The sequence below is a fragment of the Acetobacter fabarum genome (assembly GCF_011516925.1).
Taxonomy (GTDB): domain Bacteria; phylum Pseudomonadota; class Alphaproteobacteria; order Acetobacterales; family Acetobacteraceae; genus Acetobacter; species Acetobacter fabarum.
Genome location: NZ_WOTG01000005.1, coordinates 91,113 through 116,367 on the forward strand (window position 1 = coordinate 91,113; position 25,255 = coordinate 116,367).

The window sequence follows — 25,255 nt, forward strand, 5'->3', positions numbered from 1 at the left end:
CCCTGCTTTATGGGGTTGGCTGGTCTGTTTTTCCAGCGGCAGGGCTATTGCAGCCGGGATGTTCGGGGTTGTTGGTCGCATAGGCGGCCCTGAGTGCTGCCAGAATGGGGGCAGATGGTTCACCCAGTGGCATCTGGTACAAGGCACCATTGGTGACAACGGACAGGAACCCCCATGCCTTATGGCCATCTGGAGTAAATACCACCTCCATCTGGTAGGCTGCACAGTCATGGGGTTTGCACAGGTGCCCCAGCAGGTAGGGCTTGCCATCAATGCTTGTTTTTTCAACCGGGACCGAGGTCGCCTTTAGCTCCGCAACCCACGGGGGCAGGGTGCTCATGGCATGGTATGCGGGTGCGAATGCAGGCTGTGCGGCAAATTCCGCAGTGACAGGGAGTTCTGTCGCCAGAGCCGGTGTTGCCAGACCAAGAGCCGACAGTAAAAGGAGGGAAAAACGCATGGTTGCACCTCATGAACTCTGTTTGCCACAATAACAGAACCATATCCGTTCTGTATTTGGCTTACGGAGCAGATTATACCTGTATTATGATCAAACAAGGGCAATAAACGCACAGGCAGTGTGTAATAAAACCAGACTGAATTGCTCCCGTTAATATTAAATTAACTGTGACGGACTCCATAATTTACAAAATCTGGGATCCCCAGAAAGAACGGGAAGTCTGGTGTGTGGCCGAAAAAAAAGACGTAATCATATGCTTGCATAACCGGCCATGCCACGGAACCTATGCGTGGGTAGTTTAAAAAATCCATTATTCAAAAAAGGTATTTTCAAAAATAAGTCGTCATATGCAAATGCTGTGGCTCTCTGGTCGTTGTATCAGGTCAGAGGTGTTGCTTTTATCCGCACAAGAAATGATCTGAGTCATTGAATATGTTCTGCAAATTGTCATGCTATTTATGGTTAGGAATTATGTAATAGCATAAGGGAGTTTTGTAACAGTTGGAGGGAATAGTGCGGGTTTTGCGGTCTGCATAGCCAGCACATCGTGCCTGTGAGCAGGTGGGAGGTGTGTGTCTGTAAAGACACAGATTCTGTTTCTGCTGTTCCCATCGGGAGGAATCGAAAAAAGATATATTTTTTATGTTGGTAATTTTTAAGAAATGTGACTACAAGCCGTTAAAGCCTTTTAGGCATATCCGTTCAATAATTGTCATGTACAAAATTCTGTCTGAAAGGGAGCCAGTAACTCTATGAGCAAGGCCTTTATTGCAGCAGTGATTCAGGATTCGATCAACTGCACAGGGGTTGCCGCCAATCAGGCTGCGAATGACCTTATTGATGCTATTGTTGTCGAACTCAAGCGTGAGGGTGGGTTTACCCTGCCGTCCTTTGGCACGTTTACAGTCCGTAAAACCAAGGCCCGCAAGGCGCTTAACCCCCGCACGGGCGAGCCGGTCAAGGTTAAGGCTGGTAAAACGGTACGGTTTAAAGCCAGCCCCAATCTTAAAAAAGCTGTCTGAACACCAAAGCCATACCGGCCTTTAGGGGCCGGTCATGCAAGGAGCCGCACCGGTCATTTGGTGCGGCTTTTTTTTATTGTTCGGGGTTTATACTGTATCGGTTGTAATATCTTCCAGCCTGTCCAGCTTGCGCAGGCCGGGGAACAGGCCCATCCATATGCCTGTTACAACCAGTGTGCCAACACCTCCCAGCACAACGGCGGCAACCGGGCCCATAACAGCCGCCAGCATCCCGCTTTCAAATTCACCCAACTGGTTGGATGACCCGATAAAAAGCATGTTCACGGCCGATACGCGGCCGCGCATTTCGTCCGGTGTGCCAAGCTGGACCAGTGCGCCACGGACCATAACGCTCACCACATCCGCCCCGCCCAGAATGGCCAGCATAAGCACGGATACGGCTATGGAGTGGGAAAAACCGAACAGAATGGTCGCCACGCCAAAAACGGCTACGGAGGCAAACATCCACCGCCCGGCATGCCTGCCCAGCGGGTGGCGGGCCAGCACCGCAGCAACAAGCAAGGCACCAATGGCAGGGGCTGCCCGTAGCAATCCAAGCCCCCACGGCCCGGCATGTAGAATATCCGTGGCAAAAATGGGCAGCATGGCCGTGGCCCCCCCCAGGAGCACGGCAAACAGATCAAGCGAGATCGCACCCAGCATGGTGGGTTTGCGCCGCAAAAAGGCAATGCCGCCAAAAACCGCGGCCAGAGTAGCCCGCTGCCGTGGCCGGGCCGGACTTGTTATGACCATGGACCAGGTCGCCAGCGCCGCTATGGCAAAGCTGATCGCGCAGAGCGAATAGCACACCCCCGCACCCAGACCGTACAAAAGCCCCCCCAGAGACGGCCCGGCAATGCTCGCGACCTGAAACAGGGAGGAAGAGAGCGCTGTGGCACGGGGGAAGAGTGCTGGCGGCACAATGGAGGGCAGGAAGGTCTGCTGGGCCGGCATTTCAAACGCCTTGCAGGTGCCAAATATGGCAACCAGCCCGTAAATCATGGTGGCGTTCAACTGGTGCGTAAAAGAGGCATAGGCCATGAACGCCGCAGCCAGAAGTTCTATGGTCTGGCAGGTGACCACAATACGCTGGCGGTTGTGCTGGTCTGCGGCATGCCCGGCCGGGAAGATAAACGCCACCATGGGCAGGAACTGTGCCAGCCCCACAAACCCCAAGGCCGCTGCACTATGGGTGAGCGCGTAAACCTGCCAGCCAACAGCTACGGCCTGCACCTGCCCGGCAAAAGCGGACAAGGCCCGTGCGCCAATAACAGCAACCAGACCGGGGTGGCGCAAAAGGGGGGATGGGGGAGCAGGGGCATCAGGCATGGCAAAAGCTGTGTTGTATCCGGGAACAGAAAAAGTGGCGGGCTTAAAAAGCACTCTGTTCGGCCATGAATGCGCACGAACACCCGCAGGGCTAATCAAAACACCGTATTGGCAAAAACTGCTGTGTTATGGCCACCACCTGATGTGGAGACCATGATGGTGGAACAGTAAGGTCACCACACCCTCCCACAAGACCGGGAGAAGCCGCAACTCTGTGATTTATCGGAGGGGGAAAACAGGCTCTGGCTGGGGCGGGAGGATTCGAACCTCCGCATGGCGGAATCAAAATCCGCTGCCTTACCGCTTGGCTACGCCCCAATGGCCTGAACTGCCTGCGCCTCTTTTAAGCTAAACAGGGTTCGGTCGTAAAGGCCGGTTGTCGCAAAATTAGTCCCGCGGGGCGGATATTGTGCCCTGCGTAAAGCCTGCATCCATGTCAGCCACATCGTCCAGGTCAGCCAGTCCGTCCGGCTGGGTATCTGCATCTGCGCCGGTGGGGAACAGGCCAAAGCGCCCGGCCTTGTCCAGTGCCTGATCCAGAGCTGCCATGGTGCTGCCCATGTCGGGGCTTTCGTCTTTTTCCCAGACGCGCAGGGTGTGGGTCCATACGGCCACCAGCATGTTCACGCGTACAAAGCCAAGCACGCCATTGGCGTTTACGCCTGCGGCATCGGCCATCCAGCGCATGCTCTCCACCGTAGCGCCCCCGAGCAGCAGGGTCAGGGCCGGGTCCATGGGCAGGGTGCGCAAAACGGACTGTAATCCACCGCGGTACTGCTGGAACACATCCAGCCTGCGCATAAGCAGGTCAAACAGCCGCTCGCGCACAGCGCCACAGAGCATGTCGTCCGCCAGAGCCACATCATCGGCCAGGCGGCCAAGACGGAGCAGGATACTGGCCTTGAGAGGGAAGCGCCGCCGAGCTTCAGGCAGGGGCAGCCCTGCCTCACGCGCCGCAGCCAGCACGGTTACGGAACTCCAGCCCCGGTCCTGAGCCAGTGTTAGGGCAGCCGAGACAAGGGCTGTGTCAAAGTCGTCATTATCCATATCAAAGACCTGTCGCATGAGCGGTAAATGGCTTGGCGGAGTGGTGCTGGCAAAGCAGTACAGGCTAGCTGGCCAGTTCTTTGGCGCGGTGTACGGCAGCGGCAATGGCGGCGGAGGTGGTTGCAGGCCATGCCTGCGGGGCCATCATTACCTTTAGGGCTTCAGCCGTGGTGCCGCCGGGGCTGGTTACGTTGCGGCGCAGCTCTTCGGCATCGGTCGGCAGAGTATGCAGCATGCAGCCTGCGCCATACAGGGTGCCACGGGCCAGCTTGCGGGCAACATCGGCGGGCAAGCCCTGCTCCACGCCGGCTTTTTCCAGCAGTTCTGCCATTAAAAACACATAGGCCGGACCACTGCCGGAAATGGCAGCAACGGAGTCGATCAACCCTTCCTCGGCCACCCATACGGTTTCCCCCACAGCACAAAGCAGGGCATCGCAATAAGATTTCTGTTCCGCTGTGGCGTTGGGGGGCGCGTATAGCCCGCTCATACCTGCCCCCAGCGCACAGGGCGTGTTGGGCATGGAGCGGATAATAACCGGGTTGGCCTGCGGGTTGGCCTGCACATAGGTGTCGTGCAGGCTGGCAATGCTACGCCCCGCCATGACCGAAAGCAGCGTTGCCTGCCCAAAACGCTGGGCCAGTTCGGCCAGCACGGGGTTGGCCTTCTGCGGTTTAACCGCAACAATAATCACGTCCGGCGTAAAGCTGGCGGGAACATCCTGTATGCTCTGCACCACCTTGTGGGGGGCTGGCAGGTCTGCAAGGTGGCGATCAATAATAACGGAGGGGGCCAGCCCGGCCTTGAGCCAGCCTTCAAGCATGGCACCACCCATTTTGCCGCACCCGACAAGCAGGATGGAGGGAAGGGGAAAATGCTCAGTCATGTTCATGCCTCTCCATGGCAGTCTAGCATGGCCGAAGCCAGCGCATCTGCCGCACTCAGCCCACCGGTCAGGAAAAAGCGCAGGGCTGGATAAAACCGCTCGCACTCGGTCAGGGCGATGTCGATCATGTCTTCAAAAATGTCGGTTGCGGTTTCCGTGCCACGCAGGAGCAGGGCGTGGCGGAACAGTAGCACCCCGTCTTCCGTATCAACGCTAAAATGGCCGACCCATACCTGCTCGTTGGCAAGACCGATCAGCTCGTACAGGGCCAGCCGCATGTCCGGGCTTACGCGCAGGTCAAAGGCGCAGGTAAACAGAATGGTGCCCAGCTCGGCCGACCACGAAAAAAACAATCCGTAGTCGCACCATCTGGCCGGGGCTTCGGCCGCCATTTCGGTCGGGGTGCAGCGGTCAAAGGTCCACCCATGCCCGGCAATGACCTGTTCCATCAGGTCCAGCGGGTTGGTGGGTGGGGTGGTGGAGCCGGTTGTCAGGGCTGGCATGGCATGACTCCCGTGCCTGCGGTCAAAAACAAAAACGGGACAAAGGGCGTGTGCGGCCTTTTAGTGTGCGCCGCCCTTGTGGCTGCTGGTCAGGTGCTGTTCGAGCGCTTCCACCCGTGCTTCCAGTGCGGCCAGGCGGCGTTCGGCCTCTTCCTGGCCAATGCGGGCCTGTGCGGCCAGTTCGCGCATGACTTCAAATTCTTCACGGCGGACAACCTGCAGGCTGGTCAGCACTTCGTCCACACGGCTGCGGACAATGGCGTTCATTTCTTCACGCACACCGGTCAGTGCGGACACGGCACCTCCGGCAACACCTGCAAGATCATCAAAAAAGCGCGGTTTGTCAGCCATGCGGGGGTCTCCAATCAATCCGTTATGAGCGACCAACAGCCTGCGGCTGTCTGGCGTAGCGCTCTTATGGTCCCGACTTTATAAAGAATAAAGGCTCAGCCGGACAGAGGCCATGCCCCGGTTTCCGTTTTTGTGGTGTAGTTTATCTGTTGGGCGCACATGTGGCTTTCGCTCTCCCTCCATTGACCGCTTGGGGGCGCGTTCCCATTATTAGGGATAACAGTTGCAAAAACGGTGCGCGCAACCAACACACTTTGGGCAGGCGTGCAGTGTGGTATGGAGACACAATTATAATGACAACAGTCTTGGCGGAGGCTTTTTGCACCCTCCGCCTGAATGCACGCCTTGGGGCGGTGGCTGGCTGTGGGCGGCGCAGGATGCAGCCCGACAATGGTAACAGGATGGGGGAAGGGACGGCTGCATGAGTGATCGCGATCCGTATTCAGTATTAGGTATTGCCAAGACAGCCAGTCAGGATGACATCCGCAAGGCGTACCGCAAGCTGGCCAAAAAATATCATCCAGACCTGAACCCCGGCGACAAAAAGGCCGAGGAGGAGTTCAAGGCGCTCAATCAGGCCAATGACCTTTTGTCCGATGCGGACAAGCGCGCGCGCTTTGACCGGGGCGAGATTGATGCCTCCGGGCAGGAACGCCACCCTGGTTTTGGGGCCGGAGGTTTTGGCGGCGGCGGCTTTGGGGGTGGTTTTGGCGGTGCAGGCGGGTTCCGCCCCGGTGGCGCTGGCATGGGTGGTTTTCAGGAAGAAGACCTGAGCGACCTGTTCGGTGGCATGTTTGGCGGAGGTGCCCGCGCACGCCGTGCTGGCCCGCGCAAGGGGGCTGACCGGTCCTTTGCGCTGAATGTCAGTTTTCTGGATGCAGTGAATGGCGCTACGTCACGCGTGAACCTGCCAGATGGCGCAACGCTGGATGTGCGTATTCCCCCCGGTATGGAGGATGGCAAGGTCCTGCGCCTGCGTGGCAAGGGCATGCCCGGCGTGCAGGGTGGCCCCGCAGGGGATGCGCTGATTACAGTGACCGTACTGCCCGATGCCACCTTTACGCGAGAAGGCTCGGACCTGCAGGAAACCCTGCCCGTGGACCTGAAAACCGCAGTGCTGGGTGGCCCCATTATGGTGCCAACACCCACAGGCACGGTTAAAATGAACGTACCCGCAGGCTCCGATACCGGCACCGTGCTGCGCCTGCGCGGCAAGGGTGTGCAGGCTCATGGCGGCAAGGACGCGGGGAATCTTTACGTGCGGCTGGAGGTCAAGGTTGGCAAGGCCGATGCCGCACTGGAGGCTTTTCTAAAGGACTGGACGCCAGAAAGCGCAGTAAACGCATAATGCGCGCCCCTCCCGCGCGTTAAAACGAGCGGGAGGGGGGATCTGTCTGGCCCGCAGGCCAGTCAGTGGCTCAGGGGTCGTTGCGGTACAGGGGAACGTCCACCTTGTGACCGTTGGTATTGGTGATCAGGATATGCCCTGCGTTAGGGGAGATCAGGGTCATGGTCATGGTGGTGCCATGCTGTGTGCCAGACCAGGATGAACCGGATTTCTGGGCAAGGCTGAACCGGCTTTCACCAATATTGGCGGCATAGACTTCGGGCACATTGACCAAAAGCCGGGCTGCGGGGCCCATGGCCCGGTTGCCAGCAACCGTAAAGGCAGGCACTTCGGCCCGCACGGTCCAGGCACCCATAAAGGTGGCCATGGGGTAGCTGGCCTCTGCCGTGGCGGCTGCGGGTGCGGGGGTAGCCGTATGGGGGGCGGCCATTGCGGGAGCCGCTGCCAGCCCCAGCATGGCGGAACAAAGAAGAATGTGTTTCATGTCTGCTTCCGTAGCAAAAAATCAGGTCCGGTCTATGTGGCGTGTTTGGTCAGGTCCCGTCCAGTGCTGGCACCGTGGGGCAGATATCCTGAACTGCTTGACGAACCCCCATGACAGGACCAAAAAAACAGGATCTTTTCCGGTCTGCATGACAACCACGTGGAGAACAGCATCATGAGTGAGCAGGAAACACAAAGCCGTGTTGACGGGGCCGCTCCTCTGCACGATGGGCAGGCACCCGTAGTACAGGCCCCGCAACAGGCGGATGAATCCCAGCCTGCCGCACCCAGCAACGCCGCGGTGCATACGCAAACGCACGAGGCACTGGCCGAGCCGGTGCATGTGCTGCCAGCCTCCAAGCCGGATAATCCTGCCCCGGTCCAGCACCCCGTTGCCCCGCCAGCCCATAATCCGGGCATGACGTTCAAGGAATTTTCCCAGATGGCGGGGGCAATGGTTTTTGTAGTCTGCTTTGTAGCCCTTGGGCTGCATGCAATTTACTACGCAGGTTACTAAAAGCGGCCCTGCTCCGGGCCGCTGCTCCGCCTATTCGTGGCGGAGGGTTACAACCAGCACATCGCGGTAAGCCGGGCGGCTGGGGTCCACGGGCTGTACGGGGGTTACGCCGTGGTAAACCCTGTTGTCGTTTACAACGGCTGTGTCCATGGGGTTGGTCAGGGTAAAGCTGCCAACCTGTTTGTGGCCGAGATCGTGGATGGATGTTTCCCCCTGCGCCACGTTTTCCCGCCGTACCATCACCACAAAAACCCAGTCCACGCCATCACGGTGCAGTCCTTCAGGCGTGGGGCGGCCAACGGCATCGGGCCGTGCCTCAATACGGAACTGGTGTATTTCCGTGTGCCATGCGTTGGGCCTGCGCTCTGCTGGGGTCAGGTCCGTTACCACGCGCAGGGCCAGCCGCAATATGGCCATGAGTGCCGGGTGCTCGCCAAGGGCGGGGAGTACGGGTTTAAACCAGCGTTCCACCCCCCCATTAAGGGTATTGTAATCCCGGCTCTGGTAATGGGGCTGGTGTGGTTTGCGCGTTATCGCACCCTGGGTCAGCGAGAACGTGGCATAGCGCCTGCGCCGGTAGCGCCCGCCATCGGCCATGTAGCGGTCCACGCCCAGATCGTTCCAGCTTGCGGCAAAATCCTCCCACCCCTGCAGGCCCTCGGCCTCCAGCGCGGTCTGCATGGCCTGCGCCTGAAGGAAGGCAAAGCCATCCTCCGCTAAAGGGGTTTCCAAGGTCTGGAGAATGGTGCCCGCAAGGGTGGTCGCAAAAATAGGCTCGGACATGGGATGGGCCTCTTATTCGTCGGCTTTGGGCGGTGCGGCCGGTGGCGTGTTTGCCGTAGGCTGCTGCGCGGGCTGTTGCTCGGTTCTGGCCGGGGCGGGGGCTGCTGGGCCACCTTGCGGCATGGGGGGCATGGCGTCGAGCGCCATATGCAGGGGCACGTTGGGGGGCGTGGTGGAGTAGCTGGTGGGGGTGTAGAACTTGACGCCAGCTGCCGCCATACGCAGGGCAATACGGCGGTAGAACTCGCGCTGGACCTTCCACTTCATCATCGGTGCGGTTTTGATGATGCCAACCAGCACAGCACCGTTCCCATCCGAGCTATCCACACCCAGATCGGTATAATCAGAGAAGATCATGGGGCGGAAGGTGTCTTCCTTGCGCATGTCTTCAATGGTTTTCTGCATGATCTTGACGACCTTGCTCGTGTCTTCGCTCAGGTCCAGTGTCTGGCGCACAATAATCTGGTTAAAGCCGCGCGCCGTGTTGGCAATGGAGGTCACGGAGGAGAACGGGATAATATGCAGGTCCCCGTCAAACGACCGGACGCGCAGGGTGCGGATGGAAAGATGTTCAACCGTACCGGCAATGCCACCCGTTGTAACCCAGTCCCCCACCTGAATGGCGTCCTCTGCCAGCATGAAAAAGCCGGTGATCACGTCTTTGACAAGGCTTTGCGAACCAAAGGACAGGCCAACACCCAGAATACCCGCACCCGTAAGCAGCGGTGTGACGTTGATCCCGATTTGCGAGAGCGTGGTAACGGCCACAAAAATAATGATCACGGCCAGCAGCACCGTGCGGATAATGGGGAGCACGGTACGCAGCCTTGCGGCCCGTGCCTCCTGCGCACTGGCCGAATAGCGCGAGATCTGCTTGTTCAGAATACTGTTCACCGTCTCCCATGCCACAGCGGCAATGGTCATGCCGATCAGCAGGCAGGCCGCAGCCCCGACCAGACGCAGCCCAAGGGCTGAGTGGAGGAAGAAGTCAAAGGTGGGAATGCTCCAGCTTTGTGCAACGCAGATCGCGGTGGTCAGAATAATGGCAATGGTGATGATCTTGCGCACGAACGGGTAGTAAAAATCCGCCCGTTTCTGCAGGTCAGGATACTGGGCCTGCAATTCCGGCCCAACGCGGAACAGCCGGTCCTGCAGCCCGTAAACCAGCAGAGCAAGAACGCGGGAGACAATCAGGCACAGGAAGTTCAGCAATGTGCCATGCAGTATCCACTGGTATCCCCCCTTCAGGTGGGCCGCCCAGACAAACCACAACGCCATGTCCAGAAAAATAACCGGCACCCACCACAGCTTGGCCAGCGTGCCAGCAAACGCCCACAGGGCATTTTTGCGCAGCCCCGGAGAGGGCTGGAGTGCGCGGGCCACAATATGGCGGATACGCCAGATAAAGGCGGCAATCAGCAGGTGTTCGATCAGCACCACACCGCGCATCATGGCTTCCACCCCGCGCGTATCCAGATCAAACTCCCGCCCCAGAATGGACAGGCAGATCACAATGGACGGGGCCGCGACCAGCACGTTCCACCACCGGGTCAGCAGCCGGGCCGTGTCATCTGGCATGGGCAGCAGGCGGATGGCGGGCGAGCGCGGGACCAGAACGGTCTCGACAATCAGGTAAAGGCCGCGGGCAATGGCGTAGGCGTTAACCAGAGTCAGTGCCACGGTGCGGGCCTGATCGGTGGAGGTCAGGAACTCCGCGCCAAGGTAGCCAAGCAACAGGCATACCCCTACTGGCAGCAGTTTGAGCAGGAAGTGCATGGCATTGTAGGGAATGCGTACAAGGTAGCGGAGCACTTCGTTCCCGCGGCGCTGGTCTTTTTCGCGCGTTTGGGTCGTGTCTGCATCTGTGGCGCTGTCCGCATCGGCCACGGCTGCGGTTTCGGTCGGTGTGTCGCGGTTTATGGTCTGGGCTTCTGCCTGCCGGGCCTCGCGCGCTTCGGCCATTTTTTTGACCGAGGTCAGAGGCCGGCGCAGGCCAATGCTGGTTGCCCGCTCGGCCACAAGGGCCAGAGCAATAATCAGCAGGGCGCGGCCAAAGGAATCCAGCAGGGACTGGCGGGACTGCGGGTTCTGCACCTCATGGCGGAACCATGTGCCAACAGAACCCAGATCGGTAAACAGGCTGGTAAAGTTGTCCACGTACTCGGTGGCCGTGTTGCCCAGATCATCAAGTTCCGAGTGCACGGAATTGTCTATGACCGCAGGTGTGGCGCTGGAGGCGGCAGAAGCCTTGGAGGCAGCACCGGCCGGGGCTGCGGGCAGCCCTTTGGCCATAAGAGAGAGCGTTTTGGAAAATTCGGCGCGCTTTTGCGGGTCGTTCAGCACGTTCAGCAGTTGCTGGGCATCCTGCTGGCTCAGCCCGCCTGCCTGCACGGCGGCAGGGCTGTCAGCCAGAGCACGCGCGGTGGGGAGCAGGCCCCAGCCGAGCAGGAGAATAAGGCAACTTTTGAAAATCCAGGAGAAAAAGAAAAACCGGTCCCGGCTTTGTGCGGTCATGACCTGCCCTGTCCTTTGCTGAACGGTCTGGGGGTTTTGCGCTACGCGCCTGATATTGCCCGCAGGGTAGGAGGCAAATCAGGCGGTATCAAGACCAGCAACCGGTTCAACTGTTATTCGGGCAGGCGGGTGGGCTTAGTTATGGGGTGGAAAAGGGGCAATCTGGGCGGGTTTTGTGTGCCGCAGGACCAGTGTGCCCGCCATCATGTCATGCAGCCCCTGCTTGCGTTGGGTGAACGCGACCATCAGCACCCCGATGTAAAGCAGGGGGAAGGACAGAAATGCCTTGATAACAAACCGCAGCAGCGCACGCGGATGCGAAATCTGTTCCCCCTGCAGCGTAACCACTTCCAGCCCGAACAGCCGCTTGCCCGGCGTTGCCCGGAACGAGGAGGCTTCGAACATGACGCAGTACACCATGGGCAGCAGACTGAGCACAATGCCGAACGTATGCCATTCCGACCCCGCATGCAGGTGCGGGATCAGCACGGAAATGGGGTTTGCATGCGGGAGCGATGTTGTGGCGATGTTCACGACATCCACCGTCTGGCTGGAGGTATCGGGGATGGGCAGTTCTTCCCAGTCCACGTTAATTTTGGGGCCAAAAAACAGGCTGAGAATACCTTCAGCCGTGCTCAGGATGACCGCATCAATCAAAAATGCCCAGACACGCCACCAGAACCCTGCATAAACCCATACATCGGGCTGCGGCTGTGGTGTGTTCCATGCTCCGGACCCGGCAGGTTGGGGTTGCGGTGTTGCGCCCCAGCCGGGCGGAGGCGTAATGCTGGCCATGGTCAGGCTCCCTGATGTGCCGCGAAAAGGCAGGTCATCTGTAAAAAACGGAACACTCAGCTACGGTACGAGCCGTTGATGTCGATATAACCGTGTGTCAGGTCACAGCTCCATGTGCGGGCCGTGCCCTGGCCAAGCCCCAGGTCAACTGCAATATCAATTTCCTGCCCCTTCATGTGGGCGACCACGGGTGTTTCGTCATACCCTTCGGTTACGGTGCCATCCCGGGCAATGCAGACGCCGCCAATGGATACGCTCAGCGTGTCCCGGTCGGCAGGTTCGCCACATTTACCAACGGCCATGACCACACGGCCCCAGTTGGCGTCTTCCCCCGCAATGGCGGTCTTGACCAGTGGGGAGTTGCCAATGGCCATGGCCACACGCCAGGCGGATTCGTCCGATACCGCTCCGCTGACCGTAATGGTCATGAGCTTGGTTGCACCCTCCCCATCACGGATGACCAGCAGGGCCAGTTCGCGCAGCAGGTCGTTCAGGGCGGTTCTGAAATCGGCCAGAGCGGGGTCGTGTAGGGCGTCCACCGTGTCGGCCACAGGGGCATTGCCCGCCGCACCGGTGGCAAACAGCAGAACCATGTCCGATGTGGACGTATCGGAATCGACCGTAATGCAGTTGAAGGTGGTTTTAACCCCGGTGCCCAGCAGGGTTTGCAGCACGGAGGCTGGCAGGGCCGCATCCGTTGCAACAAAGGACAGCATGGTGGCCATGTCGGGCGCGACCATGCCACTGCCTTTGGCCATGCCCTGAATAACCACATCCGTGCCGTTGATCCGTGTTTTGCGGATGGCGGCCTTGGGGAAGGTATCCGTGGTCATGATCCCGCGTGCAGCAGCCTCCCACCCCGTTTCGGACAGGGCGGCATGCAGTGCGGGCAGGGCGGTGGTAATGCGCTCGGCGGGCAGGATTTCCCCAATAACCCCGGTGGAGGCCAGATAGACGGCATCGGGCGAGCAGCCTGTTACTTGGGCGGCGGCCTGTGCCGTGGCCTCGCATGTCTGGCGGCCGGCGCGGCCGGTGAACACGTTAGCGTTACCAGCGTTGACCACCAGTGCGCGGGCCTGCCCGCTGGGCAGAATGGCGCGGCACCAGTCCACCGGCGCGCCGGGGCATTTGGATTTGGTAAACACGCCGGCAACCGTGGTGCCGGGTGCAAATTCGGCCAGCACCAGATCGGTCCGGCCCTTGTAGCGAATACCTGCCGCAATGGCGCCAAGCCTTACCCCACGAACAATGCCAAGCTCAGGCATTGGCTGGGCAAGGGGAGAAACGGGGAGAGACTGCGCCATCTGGCGGTATCCTTGGTAGATGTCAGCCCCGGTCCACCACAGAACATTCTGGGGCGGGCCGGGGCTGTTGTCGGTTGGAGTATCTTACTTTTTAGGTGCTGCGGGCGTATCGGCCAGCGGCTTGCCCGTGGTGGGGTCAAAACGCACGATCTTGACACTGGCTGTGGCTTTTTCCACGGCCTGACGCACGTATTTCTGGATCAGGGCCTGACGGATCTTGTCATGCACGGCGTCAAGCGTGGGGGTCGGGTCCGTGCGTGTGTCCAGCACCTGAATAACGTGGAAGCCATACTGGCTCTGCACGGGTTTGGTGCTGATTTCGCCCTTTTTCATGGCAAAGGCTGCATCGGAGAAGGCGGGGATCATGTCGCCCTTTTTAAACCAGCCAAGGTCACCACCGTTCTGGGCGGCACTACCCTTGTCGGTCGAGACTTCGGCAGCCAGCTTACCAAAGTCCGCGCCACCTTGCAGCTTCTTGATAACGTCGTTGGCTTCGGCTTCGGTCTTGACCAGAATGTGGCGTGCGTGAACTTCCTGCTCGGCAGGCTTGCCCACGTAGTTTTCGTTATAATACTGCTTGATGGACTCATCAGACAGGTGAGGCATCACCTGCTGGGACAGCCATGCGTTCTGGAGTGCGTTGTCCGCTGCCGTCTGCATCAGCTTCTGGGTGTCGGGCTTTTTGTTCAGCCCTTCCTTCTGCGCTGCAATCAGGATGGCCTTCTGGTCTGCCAGCTGGTTGACCAGCATGGGGTAGATCAGGGTGGTGGGGAGCTGGCGCATCTGCGGTGGCATGGTGCCCATGGCGTTCTGCACATCGGCAACGGTGATTTTTTCACCATTAACGGTGGCCACAACCGTGTTCGGGTCTGTGGGCTGTGCAGGTGCCGTGGAGGCCGCCGGAGCTGGTGCTGCCGCAAAGGAGGGAGCGCACAGCATGGAGGAACCGAGCAGGGCAGTAGCTGCCAACCCGAACGCGTAGGGAATAAACCGCATAGGACAAAACCTTAAAGTCGGTAAAAAACAGTTCGATATGTATGAAGGAGGCTACCCGCCCCGGCAACCCCTGTTTCGTTCGGATATGGGGGCTGGACGGTAAGCTTGGTTGACCGAACCCCTGCCCGGTCCTATTTTGCAGGGCAAGCCACGCAAAACGCCTGTGTCTTTCGCCCTGTCCCGCATCATTTTTGCGGGATGATTGAGGGTGGGGGGCAAGGCCGCACTGTTCTGGAAAGGTGTTCATGCTTTCACGCTTCGTCCGCGCCCTGTTCGGCACAGCCAATGACCGGACGCTCAAGGCATTCCAGCGCCGTGTGTCGGAAATTAACGCACTGGAGCCTCAGATTCAGGCTCTGGATGATGCTGCCCTGGCAGCCAAAACCATAGAGTTCAGGGACCGGCTGGCCAAAGGTGCCACGCTGGATGATCTGCTGCCTGAGGCCTTTGCCGTCACGCGTGAGGCCTCGCGCCGCGTGCTGGGCATGCGCCATTTTGACGTGCAGCTGATCGGCGGCATGGTCCTGCACTCCGGCCGCATTGCGGAAATGCGCACGGGGGAAGGCAAAACGCTGGTGGCAACGCTGGCTGTGTATCTGAGCGCCCTTTCCGGCAAGGGTGTGCATGTGGTCACGGTCAATGATTATCTTGCCTCGCGCGATGCGGCGGAAATGGGGCAGCTCTATACATTTCTGGGGCTGACCACGGGCGTTATCGTGCCCAACATGCCTGATGAGCAGCGCCGCCAGGCCTACGCGGCAGATATTACCTACGGCACGAACAACGAGTTCGGGTTCGACTACCTGCGCGACAACATGAAGTACCAGCTGAACGAAATGGTTCAGCGGCCCTTCCACCACGCCATTGTGGACGAGGTGGACTCGATCCTGATTGACGAGGCGCGGACCCCGCTCATTATCTCCGGCCCGGCGGAAGACAGTTCCGACCTGTATCGCTCGGTGGATAGCGTTGTCGCCCGGCTGGTGCAGGACGAAACCGCATACGAAAAAGACGAAAAGTTCCGCACGGTCATCCTGACCGATGCCGGATCGGATGCGGTGGAACTGCTGCTGCGTGAAGAAGGCGTGCTGGATGAGGGCGGGCTGTACGACCTGCATCACGTGGCCGTTGTGCACCATGTCATGCAGTCCCTGCGCGCACATACCCTGTTTGCGCGGGATGTGGATTACATCGTGCGTGACGGCAAGGTTGTGATTATTGACGAGTTTACCGGCCGCATGATGGAAGGCCGCCGGTATTCCGATGGTCTGCACCAAGCACTCGAAGCCAAGGAACACGTGGAAGTCCAGCAGGAAAACCAGACGCTGGCCTCCATTACCTTCCAGAACTTCTTCCGTCTTTATCCCCGTCTTTCGGGCATGACCGGCACGGCCATGACCGAAGCCGATGAATTTGCCGAAATCTATAATCTGGATGTGGTGGCCATTCCCACCAACCGCCCCGTAGCCCGCAAGGATGAGGACGACGAGGTTTACCTGACAGAGGCGGAAAAATTTGCCGCCGTTGTCAAGCTGATCAACGAGGTGCACCAGCGCCAGCAGCCCATTCTGGTCGGCACCACCTCGATTGAGAAGAGCGAGGCCCTGTCTGCCCTGCTCAAGAGCGAGAACATTCCCCACCACGTGCTCAATGCCCGCTTCCATGAGATGGAGGCCAAGATTGTGGCGCAGGCTGGCGCGCCGGGGTCCATTACCATTGCCACCAACATGGCTGGCCGCGGGACGGACATCAAACTCGGCGGCAATGTGGAAATGCTGATCGCCCAGCAGCTTGGCGATATGGAAGACACGCCCGAACGCGCCGCTGCGGAGCAGGAAATCCGCGACCGCGTAATCCGTGACCACGCAACGGTGCGTGAGGCCGGTGGGCTGTACGTCATCGGCACGGAACGGCATGAAAGCCGCCGGATCGACAACCAGCTGCGTGGCCGTGCGGGCCGGCAGGGGGACCCGGGGAACTCCAAGTTCTTTATTTCGCTTCAGGATGACCTGATGCGGATTTTTGGCTCCGACCGTATGGGCAGCATGTTCCAGAAGATGGGCATGCAGGAAGGCGAGGCCATTGTTCACCCATGGCTGAGCAAGGCGCTGGAACGGGCGCAGAAAAAGGTCGAAGCCCGCAACTTCGACATGCGCAAGAACACGCTCAAATATGATGACGTGATGAACGACCAGCGCAAGGAAGTGTATGCCCAGCGCCGCGAATTCATGGCGCAGGATGACGTATCCGCAATTGTGGCCGATGCGCAGGACGATGTGACCGACATGCTGGTTGCACGCCACATCCCCGAAAAATCCTTTGCCGAGCAATGGGATGTTGAGGGGCTGACCCAGCAGGTCCACAAGACGTTTGGCCTTGACCTGCCAATTGCCGACTGGGCGCGTGAAGACGGAATGGATGCCGAAGGCGTGGCCGACCGGATCAGCCAGGCGGTTACCCAGTCCCAGGCCGCGCGGGCAGCCAATATTGGCCCTGACCTGATGCGGTTTATTGAAAAGCAGATTCTGCTGACAACGTATGACGCGGTCTGGAAAGAGCACCTGCACGCGCTGGACCAGCTCCGTCAGGGCATTGGCCTGCGCGCATACGGGCAGAAAGATCCGCTGAACGAATACAAGCATGAAGCCTTCCAGCTCTTTACCTTCATGCTTGAGGAAATGCGCCAGCGCGTAGCATCGCTGATGGCGCATGTGGAGGTCTCGCCTCCACCGATGGAAGACCCCTTTGCAGACACGGCGGCCATTCATGCTGACCCCGAAGTTGCAGGGTATGCCTCGGAACCGGGTACCGGGCTTACGCCGGGTGCCGCGCCGGAAATGGCCGTGCCCATCGGGGGCAGCGCCATTATGCCGGATGATCCGTCCAGCTGGGGAGAAACCCCCCGCAACGCGCCATGCCCATGCGGATCGGGCAAAAAATACAAGCATTGCCACGGGCAGCTCGGCTGAACACGGCCCACCCGGGGCAGGACAGGTAAGGTTAAGGAATATGGCTGGTCATTCCCAGTTCAAGAACATTATGCACCGTAAGGGTGCGCAGGATGCCAAGCGCGCCAAGCAGTTTGGCAAGATTATCCGCGAGCTGACCGTAGCCACACGCTCCGGCCTGCCCGACCCCAACTCCAACCCGCGCCTGCGCGCCGCGATTGTTGCGGCGCGTGATGTGAACATGCCCAAGGACACCATTGAGCGTGCGATCAAAAAGGCATCGGGTGGCGCTGGTGGCGATGACTACGTGGAAATGCGCTACGAAGGCTACGGCCCCGCAGGTGTGGCGGTTATTGTGGAAGCCCTGACGGACAACCGCAACCGCACGGCATCGGAAGTGCGCGCGGCGTTTTCCAAAAGCGGCGGCTCCATGGGGGAAACCAATTCCGTCTCCTTCATGTTCCGCAGGCTGGGCGTGATTACCTACCCCGCATCCGTTGCTTCGGAAGATGACATGCTCGAAGCGGCTATTGAGGCCGGGGCCGAAAACGTGGTTTCGACCGATGCAGGGCATGAGATTACGTGTGAGGTCGAATCCTTCTTTGCGGTCAAGGATGGGCTGGAAGCCCGGTTTGGTGAGGCCGAAAGCGGCAAGCTGGACTGGCGGCCTGAAAACACCGTGACACTGGACGAGGAAAAGGCGCGGAGCCTGTTCAAGTTCCTTGATGTTCTGGAAGACAATGATGACGTCCAGAACGTTTATGCCAATTTTGACCTGCCGGATGATCTGGCGGAAAAACTGTCGGCCTGATTGTGGTACGTCTGCTCGGCATTGATCCCGGCCTGCGCTTTACAGGGTGGGGCGTGATTGATGTTGAGGGCAACAGGCTCCGGCATGTGGAAAATGGCGTAATCGCCACCAATAGTGCAGAGAGCGTGCCAGACAGGCTTAAAGTCCTGCACGATAATCTGCATTGGCTGATAGAGCGCCTCCAGCCCGCAGAAGCAGCGGTGGAGGAAACCTACGTCAACCGCAACGGGGCTGCTACGCTCAAGCTGGGTTATGCCCGTGGTGTGGCCCTGCTGGCCCCCGCCCTTGCCGGGCTGAGCGTGGCCGAATACGGCGCGCTTGCGGTTAAAAAAGCGGTGGTTGGCACCGGCTCGGCAGATAAAAAACAGGTGGAAATGATGGTGCGCAGGCTCCTGCCGGGGGTGGAGGTCATACGGGCGGATGCGTCCGATGCACTGGCCGTGGCCATCTGCCATGCCCACCACAGGGCCAGCGCCCGCCACATTGCAGCTGGAGTGCGCATGGCATGATTGCGTTTTTATGCGGACTTGTCATTCAGGTGGATCTGGGCAGTTGCGTGGTGGATGTGAATGGCGTGGGCTATCTGGTAGCCGCGTCCACCCGCACTCTGGCAGCCCTGCCCAACCCGCCTGAAAAGGCCCGGATTCTGATCGAAACCGTGGTGCGTGAGGACGCGATCCTGCTTTACGGTTTTTCCGAAAGTGCGGAGCGTGAGTGGTTCCGCCTGCTTACGGGTGTGCAGGGGGTTGGGGCCAAGGTGGCGCTGGGTATTTTGTCCGCTCTCTCGGCGAGTGATCTGGTGGCAGCCCTGACCACGGCAGACAAGGCCACTCTTATGCGCGCACCGGGTGTGGGTGCGCGGCTGGCCGAGCGGATCTTGACCGAACTGCGCGACAAGGCAGGCAAAATGCCCGGTAGCAAGGGCGGTTTTAGTGTGCCGGTCATGGCAACCCCTGTTGGCAGCATAGAGGCCGATGCTCTTATGGCACTGGCAGGTCTGGGCTTCCGGCGCATGGAGGCAGCCCCCGTTGTGCGCCGCATTATGGACGCCAGTGGGCCGGAAGCCACGCTGGACACGGTGCTGCGTGACAGCCTGAAAGACCTTGCCCGATGAGCCCCGAATTTACCCCCGAGCGCGAGATTGACGCGACCCGGCAGGGGGAGGATGTGGGGGAGGCCGCCTTACGGCCCCAAACTCTTTCCGATTTTACCGGGCAGCAGGCCAGCCGCGAAAACCTGTCCGTTTTTATTCATGCCGCCCGCAACCGGGGGGAGGCGCTGGACCATGTTCTGCTGCATGGCCCGCCGGGTCTGGGCAAAACCACACTGGCCCAGATTGTGGCGCGCGAACTGGGGGTGGGGTTCCGTGCTACATCCGGCCCCGTTATCCAGCGTGCGGGTGATCTGGCGGCTATTCTGACCAACCTGCAACCGCGGGATGTGCTGTTTATTGACGAAATCCATCGTCTTCAGCCCGCGATCGAGGAAATTCTCTACCCTGCCATGGAGGATTTCCAGCTCGACCTGATTATTGGCGAAGGCCCGGCAGCGCGCTCTGTGCGGATTGACCTGCCTCCCTTTACATTGGTCGCGGCCACCACCCGTGCCGGGTTGCTGGCGACACCTTTGCGTGACCGCTTTGGCATTCCGCTCCGTCTGGTGTTTTACACGCCGGAGGAGCTGGCGCGCATTGTGGCGCGTGGGGCGGACAAGCTGGGGTTTGCCCTGTCCGCCGGTGGGGCTATGGAAATTGCCCGCCGCTCGCGGGGGACACCCCGTATTGCAGGGCGTCTGCTGCGCAGGGTGCGTGATTTTGCCTCTCTCTCCGTGCCAGAGGGGCAGGTGGTTGAGGTTGATGTGGCCGATGCCGCCCTGACCCGGCTGGAAGTGGACGGTCTGGGGTTGGACGGCATGGACCGGCGTTACCTGCGGCGCATAGCAGAGTACCATCACGGTGGCCCTGTTGGGGTGGAAACACTGGCTGCAGCTCTGGCCGAATCGCGTGATACGCTGGAAGATGTGATCGAGCCTTTTCTTATTCAGGAAGGGCTGGTCCTGCGTACAAGCCGGGGCCGTGTGCTGGGCGAGCGGGGCTGGCGGCATCTTGGCTTGACGCCTCCGCCCCGACCGGAAAACACTGCCGGACCCCAGATGGATTTTCTGGCGGATGATGAGGAAGCTCCATGAGCAGCCACTCCATAGATTTTCGCGTTTATTATGAAGATACGGATGCAGGGGGCATTGTGTACCATGCCCGGTATCTGGCGTTTGCCGAGCGGGCGAGAACCGAGGCCATTCGCAGTTGCGGCATGCCTGCCTCGGGCCTTTTGCATGATTACGGGCTTGTGTTTGTGGTGCGTGACGCCAGACTGACCTACCGCATGCCCCTGCGGCTGGATGATGTGCTGACCGTTACAACACGGCTGACATCCCTGCGTGCGGCCAGTTGCCGGCTGGAACAGATTGTAACCCGCGGGGCCGATGTTGCGGCCGAGGTGGATGTAGGTCTGGCATGTGTGCGCGCAGCAGATGGGCGTCCTGCCCGATTTCCGCCTTTATGGCATGATCTTCTAAGCCGGTTGGCACCAAAGGACTAAAAGCGCCTCTTCTGCTTTTTTACGGAAAACAGTAAGAAGCAGCAGTGTTGGGCCGTGAGGAATCTCGCCCGAGTCGGAGACTGGTGGCCCGCAACGGGTGCAGAGGCAGGAGGCATTATTGGATCGTGCGGTTGATGCGGCAAATCTCGGCGTAAGCGCGGCGGGAGACCTGTCGGTTTGGGCGTTGTTTATGAACGCCTCGCTTGTGGTCAAGCTGGTTATGCTGGGGCTGCTTTTGTGCTCCATTATGGTCTGGGCCATTATTATCGACAAGTTTGTGACAATCCGGCGGATCAACCGCGCGGCTTCGGGGTTTGAGGACCGGTTCTGGTCCGGTGGCAGCCTTGATGACCTGTACGAAAGCGATGGCGCAAAGCCCGTAAGCCCGATGGCCGCCGTGTTTGGCGCAGCCATGGGGGAATGGCGGCGTTCAGCCCGCATTCCGGGGGTGGACCTGGTGCGTGGCGGGGTCAAGGAGCGCGTGGACCGCGCCATTGGCATTACCATTACGCGGGAGATGGATCGCCTGCGCCGCTGGGTGATCTTTCTGGCAACCGTGGGGCCGGTCGCTCCGTTTGTGGGCCTGTTTGGCACGGTGTGGGGGATCATGCATTCCTTCAGCTCCATTGCGGCAGAACACAACACCAACCTGAGCGTTGTGGCCCCCGGTATTTCCGAGGCGCTGTTTGCAACCGCCATTGGCCTGCTGACCGCCATACCCGCCTATGTGGCCTATAACGTGATCAGCAACAGCATGGACCTGTTTGAGGACCGCCTGGAAGGATTCGGCACCGAGTTTGCCGCCATTCTCTCCCGCCAGTCTGAAGAAAGGGTCTGAGCATGGCTATGTCGTCTGGTGGGAGCGGGCGCCGCCGCAGGCGTCCGATGGCCGATATTAACGTAACGCCCATGGTCGATGTCATGCTGGTGCTGCTGATCATCTTCATGGTCACATCCCCCATGATGACCAGCGGCGTGAATGTTGACCTGCCCAAAACCGACGCCCGGCCCGTAAACTCGGATACAAAGCCGATTACGGTGTCCATCAAGGCGGATGGGGCCCTTTTTCTGGGGGATGAGCCGGTCACAGCGGAACAGCTTGTGGCCCAGCTCAAGGCAGCTGCGAACAATGACACCGAGCACCGCATTTTTGTGCGTGGTGACGCCCATATTGATTATGGGCAGGTCATGCAGGTCATGGGTCAGATTACCGCAGGTGGATTTACACATGTGGCTCTGCTGGCGCAGCAACCCGCCAGCTCCGGGCAATAAGCCATCCGGTCGGGTGGAGAGGTACGAACACGATGCCTATGGCACGGCCACGCCGGTCTGATCAGCTTTTGCTCAGGCGGTCTCTTTATGTGTCAGGTGCGGCGCATATCGCAGCACTTGTGGCACTGCTGATCTCCCTGCCGCCGCCAAAGCCGCCGGAAGAACCGCCACAGCCAACGGTCGAGATGGAGTTCGAGCCATCAGACGCGCAGGATGGAGGCCCCTCTGCCAAGGCTGAAAAGCCTGCGGATGAGCCGCGTCCGCCTGCTCCCGCCGTGCAGGATGCTCCTCCCACGCCCGAGCCGCCCAAGGACGTGCCGAACGAGGAGCCCCCCCCACCGCCCCCGCCGCCTCAGGCTGTGCCGCCCCCGCCCCAGGCGGAGGCTGAACCGCTGCCGGACGTGCCCCTGCCCCCCAAGGCGGAGGAACCCTCGCCAGAGGCGGTCAAGACGCCCCCATCCCCCCCGGCGCCGCTCAAGCCGTCTACCAGCGTGGCACCCCCATCCCCCATGACGCAGCAGACGGATACGCTGCCCGACATGGTGGTGCCCTCGCACCTGACGCAGTCCAATAAGGCCAAAAAGAGCGAGCCGGACACACATTCGCTGCTGGAAACGCTGGATACCTTCCGCTCGGACCAGAAGCAGACACACGCCCCCAAGGCGCGGGCCAACCCGCTTGCCGGTGGGGCCCCTAACGGGGGGGGATCACCCGTGGGCAGTAACATTACGGGCAGCCTGAGCGTTGGGCAGCAAAAGGCCATTGGGGCATCCGTCCGCCGTTGCTATTCGGAAGATACGGCGGCCAAGGACTATGCCAGTTTTGTGGCCCATCTGGTTGTAACCGTGGATGCAACGGGCGAGGCACGGATTGTGCAGTTCGCCCCGGAAACACAGGCCCGTATGAGTGCGGATGCGTCCTACCGTGCTCTGGCCGAGCGCGCCCGCGCGGCCGTGTTAAGCCCCACATGCGCCAAACTGCCGATTCCCAAGGAGCTTCTTGGGCAGCCCCGGCAACTCAAATTTGTCTTCAGGCCTTAAAAGCAGGCCACACGGAGGAAAACACATGCTGATGAGTACCCGGCCTCTTATTTCCGATCAGGAAGCAGATGCTCTGGTGGGCGCGCTGCGCCGCCGTACCCTGCTTGGCGCAAGCGTTGCCGCAGGGGGCATTCTGGCCACTCCGCTGGCTGCTTTTGCCGCCACAGCCGCGCCAGAAGCGGAAATTACGGTGGATCAGGCCCGCACGGCTCCTATCCCCATTATCATCCCCGATTTTGGGGGCGGTCTTGGCCAGCAGATGGCCGAGGTACTGACCAACGACCTGAACAACACGGGCCTGTTCAAGGTTATTCCCGGCTCATCCACTGCCGCCAAACCCGATTTTGCCACCGCCAAGGGCCTTGGCGCGCATGCGCAGGTTACGGGGAGCGTTACGGGGAGTGGCGCATCCGTGCGGGTGGAAATCCGGCTGTGGGATGTGCTGAGCCAGCAGCAGATTCAGGGTACGGCCTACACAACATCCTCCGCCAACTGGCGGCGTATCGCCCATATTGTGGGTGATGTGATTTACGAGCGGATGCTGGGTGAAAAAGGGTATTTTGATACCCGCATCGCCTTTATTTCCCGCTCTGGTCCGCGTGGGCACCAGCGCACACGGCTGGCCATTATGGACCAGGATGGCGCCAATGCCCGCATGCTCACGGCCGGGAACTGGCTGACGCTGACGCCCCGCTTCAGCCCCGCCAAGGATCAGGTCGCCTTTATGTCCTACGCCAATAACCGGCCGCGGGTGTATCTGTTCGACCTCAACACAGGTCGGCAGCAGATTCTGGGTGATTTTCAGGGGATTTCGTTCGCGCCGCGCTTCTCGCCCGATGGGCGTTCGGTCCTGCTGTCCGTCACCCGTAATGGTGGGTCGGACCTGTATTCGGTCGATCTGGCCTCGGGCGCGCGCAGGCAGCTTACGGCTTCGGGCGCGATTGACACCAGCCCGTGCTACAGCCCGGACAGCTCGCAGATTGTTTTCAACTCCGACCGGGGCGGCAGCCCGCAGCTGTACATCATGCCAGCAGGCGGGGGGAACGCGCAGCGCATTTCCTACGGGCAGGGCACTTATGGCTCCCCTGTATGGTCCCCTCGTGGGGACCTGATCGCCTTTACCCGCATTGCCGGGGGCATGTTCTCCCTTGGGGTCATGCAGCCTGATGGCACGGGTGAGCGGATCATGACCGAGGGCTTTACGGTGGAAAGCCCGAGCTTCTGCCCCAACGGGCGCGTGCTGGCCTATTGCCGCCAGAGCCGCGCCGGCGCGGGTGGGAGCGGATTCAGTTCCATTATCGGCATGGTCGATATTACGGGCTTTAACGACCGCGTTATTCCGACGCCAGAAGGGGCATCCGACCCGGCATGGTCCCCCCTGAACGGGTGAAGGATTATTCTCCCGCCCGGCTTTGGGGCGGGAGAAGTTTTCATAATTCCGCCCTAATTTTCTTTATAATTTCGTAATTTAGGGTTATTGTGCTTGGGGCCGGGGTGTGTTGTTTGGGTATCAGTCAAGGTATGGCTGGTATGAGAAACAGAGAACATGCTTGACCGACCGCATAAGCTATGGCTTACGGCGGAATGGTCTCCAAAATTCGTCGGCTCTTCGAAGGGTTCGGAGGGGAGCAGAAGAATACGCGGAGATACAAGGTTATTAACTTCTTTTTCTCCGAATAGCCCTAAGGCTAATTCTCAGGATCCGACACATGAGACTGAAAGTTGTTGCTGCGCTTGGTATGGTTGCTCTTCTGTCAGCCTGTGCGCACGAAAATGCAAACACGGGTGCTTCCACCGGCGCGGCTGTTCAGCCGTCTGGCCCGGTGCCGGGCAGCGAAGCTGATCTGGTCGCCAACGTGGGGGACCGCGTATTCTATGACCTGAACAAGAGCGGCCTGAGCGCAGACGCCAAGACCACCCTGCAGAAGCAGGCTGACTGGCTTGCAAAGTATCCGCAGGTGAACGTTGAAGTTGCAGGCAACTGCGATGACCGCGGCACCGAAGAATACAACATTGCTCTGGGTCAGCGCCGTGCAAACGCCGCTCGTGACTACCTGGTGGCAAAAGGCGTGACCTCTTCGCGCATCTCCACCATCTCCTACGGTAAAGACCGCCCCACCGCTCTGGGCGACACCGAAGAAGCATGGGCACAGAACCGTAACGCCATTACGGCTGTGAAGTAAGATTTTCAGACATTATCTGAAATCTGACTGATTAAACGGAACAGGCCGGGCCCCAAAGCCCGGCCT

27 protein-coding genes and 1 tRNA gene are annotated in these 25,255 nt (G+C 59.9%); 15 read left to right on the forward strand and 13 right to left on the reverse strand.

Going from position 1 to position 25,255, the window contains the following annotated elements:
• Positions 1–7: 7 nt before the first annotated feature.
• A complete protein-coding gene (locus GOB83_RS08305) occupies positions 8–460 on the reverse strand; it encodes an Ivy family c-type lysozyme inhibitor (protein ID WP_165925744.1) in 453 nt (150 codons plus the stop codon).
• A 752-nt stretch (positions 461–1,212) separates the two neighbouring features.
• On the opposite strand from GOB83_RS08305, the gene GOB83_RS08310 reads away from it, so the two are divergent.
• Positions 1,213–1,482, forward strand: coding sequence for an HU family DNA-binding protein (locus GOB83_RS08310; RefSeq protein ID WP_025826862.1), 270 nt, complete (start codon positions 1,213–1,215; stop codon positions 1,480–1,482).
• 87 nt (positions 1,483–1,569) lie between these two features.
• Here the strand turns inward: GOB83_RS08310 and GOB83_RS08315 are convergent, their stop codons facing one another.
• The 6 genes from GOB83_RS08315 to GOB83_RS08340 all read right to left on the reverse strand — a co-directional run bounded on the left by GOB83_RS08315 (position 1,570) and on the right by GOB83_RS08340 (position 5,598).
• On the reverse strand, positions 1,570–2,811 hold the full coding sequence (locus tag GOB83_RS08315) for an MFS transporter (protein ID WP_086646537.1): 1,242 nt from the start codon (positions 2,809–2,811) through the stop codon (positions 1,570–1,572).
• 243 nt (positions 2,812–3,054) lie between these two features.
• A tRNA-Gln gene (locus GOB83_RS08320) sits at positions 3,055–3,129 on the reverse strand.
• Between the two features lie 69 nt (positions 3,130–3,198).
• Positions 3,199–3,858: a TetR family transcriptional regulator gene (locus GOB83_RS08325; protein ID WP_165925745.1), complete on the reverse strand. Its 660-nt coding sequence runs from the start codon at positions 3,856–3,858 to the stop codon at positions 3,199–3,201.
• A 64-nt stretch (positions 3,859–3,922) separates the two neighbouring features.
• The gene (gene proC / locus GOB83_RS08330) at positions 3,923–4,744 is read right to left on the reverse strand and encodes a pyrroline-5-carboxylate reductase (protein ID WP_095349523.1); all 822 of its coding nucleotides are present in this window, start codon (positions 4,742–4,744) and stop codon (positions 3,923–3,925) included.
• A gap of 2 nt (positions 4,745–4,746) precedes the next feature.
• Positions 4,747–5,247, reverse strand: coding sequence for a type III secretion system chaperone family protein (locus GOB83_RS08335; protein ID WP_086646539.1), 501 nt, complete (start codon positions 5,245–5,247; stop codon positions 4,747–4,749).
• A 60-nt stretch (positions 5,248–5,307) separates the two neighbouring features.
• Positions 5,308–5,598 (reverse strand): accessory factor UbiK family protein, encoded by a 291-nt coding sequence (locus GOB83_RS08340; protein ID WP_086646540.1) that lies wholly within the window; start codon positions 5,596–5,598, stop codon positions 5,308–5,310.
• 293 nt (positions 5,599–5,891) lie between these two features.
• Here GOB83_RS08340 and GOB83_RS15095 point away from each other — a divergent pair, with 293 nt between their 5' ends.
• Both GOB83_RS15095 and GOB83_RS08345 read left to right on the forward strand, forming a co-directional pair.
• Positions 5,892–6,023 carry a hypothetical protein gene (locus GOB83_RS15095; protein WP_257125302.1) on the forward strand — a complete coding sequence of 44 codons (132 nt, stop codon included), beginning with the start codon at positions 5,892–5,894 and terminating at the stop codon, positions 6,021–6,023.
• Positions 6,020–6,946, forward strand: a complete 927-nt coding sequence (locus GOB83_RS08345) for a DnaJ C-terminal domain-containing protein (RefSeq protein ID WP_165925746.1) — start codon at positions 6,020–6,022, stop codon at positions 6,944–6,946. Before GOB83_RS15095 ends, GOB83_RS08345 begins: the two co-directional genes overlap by 4 nt.
• A gap of 70 nt (positions 6,947–7,016) precedes the next feature.
• On the opposite strand, the gene GOB83_RS08350 is transcribed toward GOB83_RS08345, so the two are convergent.
• Positions 7,017–7,430, reverse strand: coding sequence for a hypothetical protein (locus tag GOB83_RS08350; protein WP_165925747.1), 414 nt, complete (start codon positions 7,428–7,430; stop codon positions 7,017–7,019).
• Between the two features lie 174 nt (positions 7,431–7,604).
• Between GOB83_RS08350 and GOB83_RS08355 the strand changes: the two genes are divergently transcribed.
• Positions 7,605–7,946 (forward strand): hypothetical protein, encoded by a 342-nt coding sequence (locus GOB83_RS08355; RefSeq protein ID WP_143221893.1) that lies wholly within the window; start codon positions 7,605–7,607, stop codon positions 7,944–7,946.
• Between the two features lie 30 nt (positions 7,947–7,976).
• Here GOB83_RS08355 and GOB83_RS08360 read toward each other — a convergent pair whose 3' ends face one another.
• From GOB83_RS08360 to GOB83_RS08380, 5 genes are all read right to left on the reverse strand, one after another.
• Positions 7,977–8,729, reverse strand: a complete 753-nt coding sequence (locus GOB83_RS08360; protein ID WP_086646544.1) for a 2OG-Fe dioxygenase family protein — start codon at positions 8,727–8,729, stop codon at positions 7,977–7,979.
• 12 nt (positions 8,730–8,741) lie between these two features.
• On the reverse strand, positions 8,742–11,243 hold the full coding sequence (locus tag GOB83_RS08365) for a mechanosensitive ion channel domain-containing protein (RefSeq protein WP_165925748.1): 2,502 nt from the start codon (positions 11,241–11,243) through the stop codon (positions 8,742–8,744).
• 135 nt (positions 11,244–11,378) lie between these two features.
• Complete coding sequence (locus GOB83_RS08370; RefSeq protein ID WP_086646546.1) at positions 11,379–12,038, reverse strand: RDD family protein; 660 nt, start codon at positions 12,036–12,038, stop codon at positions 11,379–11,381.
• Between the two features lie 56 nt (positions 12,039–12,094).
• The gene (argJ, locus tag GOB83_RS08375) at positions 12,095–13,342 is read right to left on the reverse strand and encodes a bifunctional glutamate N-acetyltransferase/amino-acid acetyltransferase ArgJ (protein ID WP_095349476.1); all 1,248 of its coding nucleotides are present in this window, start codon (positions 13,340–13,342) and stop codon (positions 12,095–12,097) included.
• 84 nt (positions 13,343–13,426) lie between these two features.
• Positions 13,427–14,338 (reverse strand): peptidylprolyl isomerase, encoded by a 912-nt coding sequence (locus GOB83_RS08380; RefSeq protein ID WP_165925749.1) that lies wholly within the window; start codon positions 14,336–14,338, stop codon positions 13,427–13,429.
• 245 nt (positions 14,339–14,583) lie between these two features.
• On the opposite strand from GOB83_RS08380, the gene secA reads away from it, so the two are divergent.
• The 11 genes from secA to pal all read left to right on the forward strand — a co-directional run bounded on the left by secA (position 14,584) and on the right by pal (position 25,189).
• Positions 14,584–17,307: a preprotein translocase subunit SecA gene (gene secA, locus GOB83_RS08385; protein ID WP_086646549.1), complete on the forward strand. Its 2,724-nt coding sequence runs from the start codon at positions 14,584–14,586 to the stop codon at positions 17,305–17,307.
• Positions 17,308–17,347: 40 nt separating this feature from the next.
• The gene (locus GOB83_RS08390; protein ID WP_086646550.1) at positions 17,348–18,097 is read left to right on the forward strand and encodes a YebC/PmpR family DNA-binding transcriptional regulator; all 750 of its coding nucleotides are present in this window, start codon (positions 17,348–17,350) and stop codon (positions 18,095–18,097) included.
• Positions 18,098–18,099: 2 nt separating this feature from the next.
• Positions 18,100–18,606, forward strand: coding sequence for a crossover junction endodeoxyribonuclease RuvC (gene ruvC / locus GOB83_RS08395; protein ID WP_086646551.1), 507 nt, complete (start codon positions 18,100–18,102; stop codon positions 18,604–18,606).
• The gene (gene ruvA / locus GOB83_RS08400; RefSeq protein ID WP_086646552.1) at positions 18,603–19,211 is read left to right on the forward strand and encodes a Holliday junction branch migration protein RuvA; all 609 of its coding nucleotides are present in this window, start codon (positions 18,603–18,605) and stop codon (positions 19,209–19,211) included. The genes ruvC and ruvA overlap by 4 nt, the downstream gene beginning before the upstream one ends.
• On the forward strand, positions 19,208–20,284 hold the full coding sequence (gene ruvB / locus GOB83_RS08405) for a Holliday junction branch migration DNA helicase RuvB (protein ID WP_086646553.1): 1,077 nt from the start codon (positions 19,208–19,210) through the stop codon (positions 20,282–20,284). Before ruvA ends, ruvB begins: the two co-directional genes overlap by 4 nt.
• Entirely contained in the window at positions 20,281–20,694 is a 414-nt protein-coding gene (ybgC, locus tag GOB83_RS08410) for a tol-pal system-associated acyl-CoA thioesterase (protein ID WP_086646554.1), read from the forward strand. The genes ruvB and ybgC overlap by 4 nt, the downstream gene beginning before the upstream one ends.
• A gap of 97 nt (positions 20,695–20,791) precedes the next feature.
• Positions 20,792–21,532, forward strand: coding sequence for a protein TolQ (tolQ, locus tag GOB83_RS08415; RefSeq protein ID WP_025826892.1), 741 nt, complete (start codon positions 20,792–20,794; stop codon positions 21,530–21,532).
• A 2-nt stretch (positions 21,533–21,534) separates the two neighbouring features.
• On the forward strand, positions 21,535–21,966 hold the full coding sequence (gene tolR, locus GOB83_RS08420) for a protein TolR (protein ID WP_086646555.1): 432 nt from the start codon (positions 21,535–21,537) through the stop codon (positions 21,964–21,966).
• Between the two features lie 32 nt (positions 21,967–21,998).
• Positions 21,999–23,006 carry an energy transducer TonB gene (locus tag GOB83_RS08425; RefSeq protein ID WP_194301342.1) on the forward strand — a complete coding sequence of 336 codons (1,008 nt, stop codon included), beginning with the start codon at positions 21,999–22,001 and terminating at the stop codon, positions 23,004–23,006.
• A gap of 25 nt (positions 23,007–23,031) precedes the next feature.
• On the forward strand, positions 23,032–24,396 hold the full coding sequence (gene tolB / locus GOB83_RS08430; RefSeq protein ID WP_086647073.1) for a Tol-Pal system beta propeller repeat protein TolB: 1,365 nt from the start codon (positions 23,032–23,034) through the stop codon (positions 24,394–24,396).
• A 319-nt stretch (positions 24,397–24,715) separates the two neighbouring features.
• A complete protein-coding gene (pal, locus tag GOB83_RS08435) occupies positions 24,716–25,189 on the forward strand; it encodes a peptidoglycan-associated lipoprotein Pal (RefSeq protein ID WP_086647072.1) in 474 nt (157 codons plus the stop codon).
• Positions 25,190–25,255 lie beyond the last annotated feature (66 nt).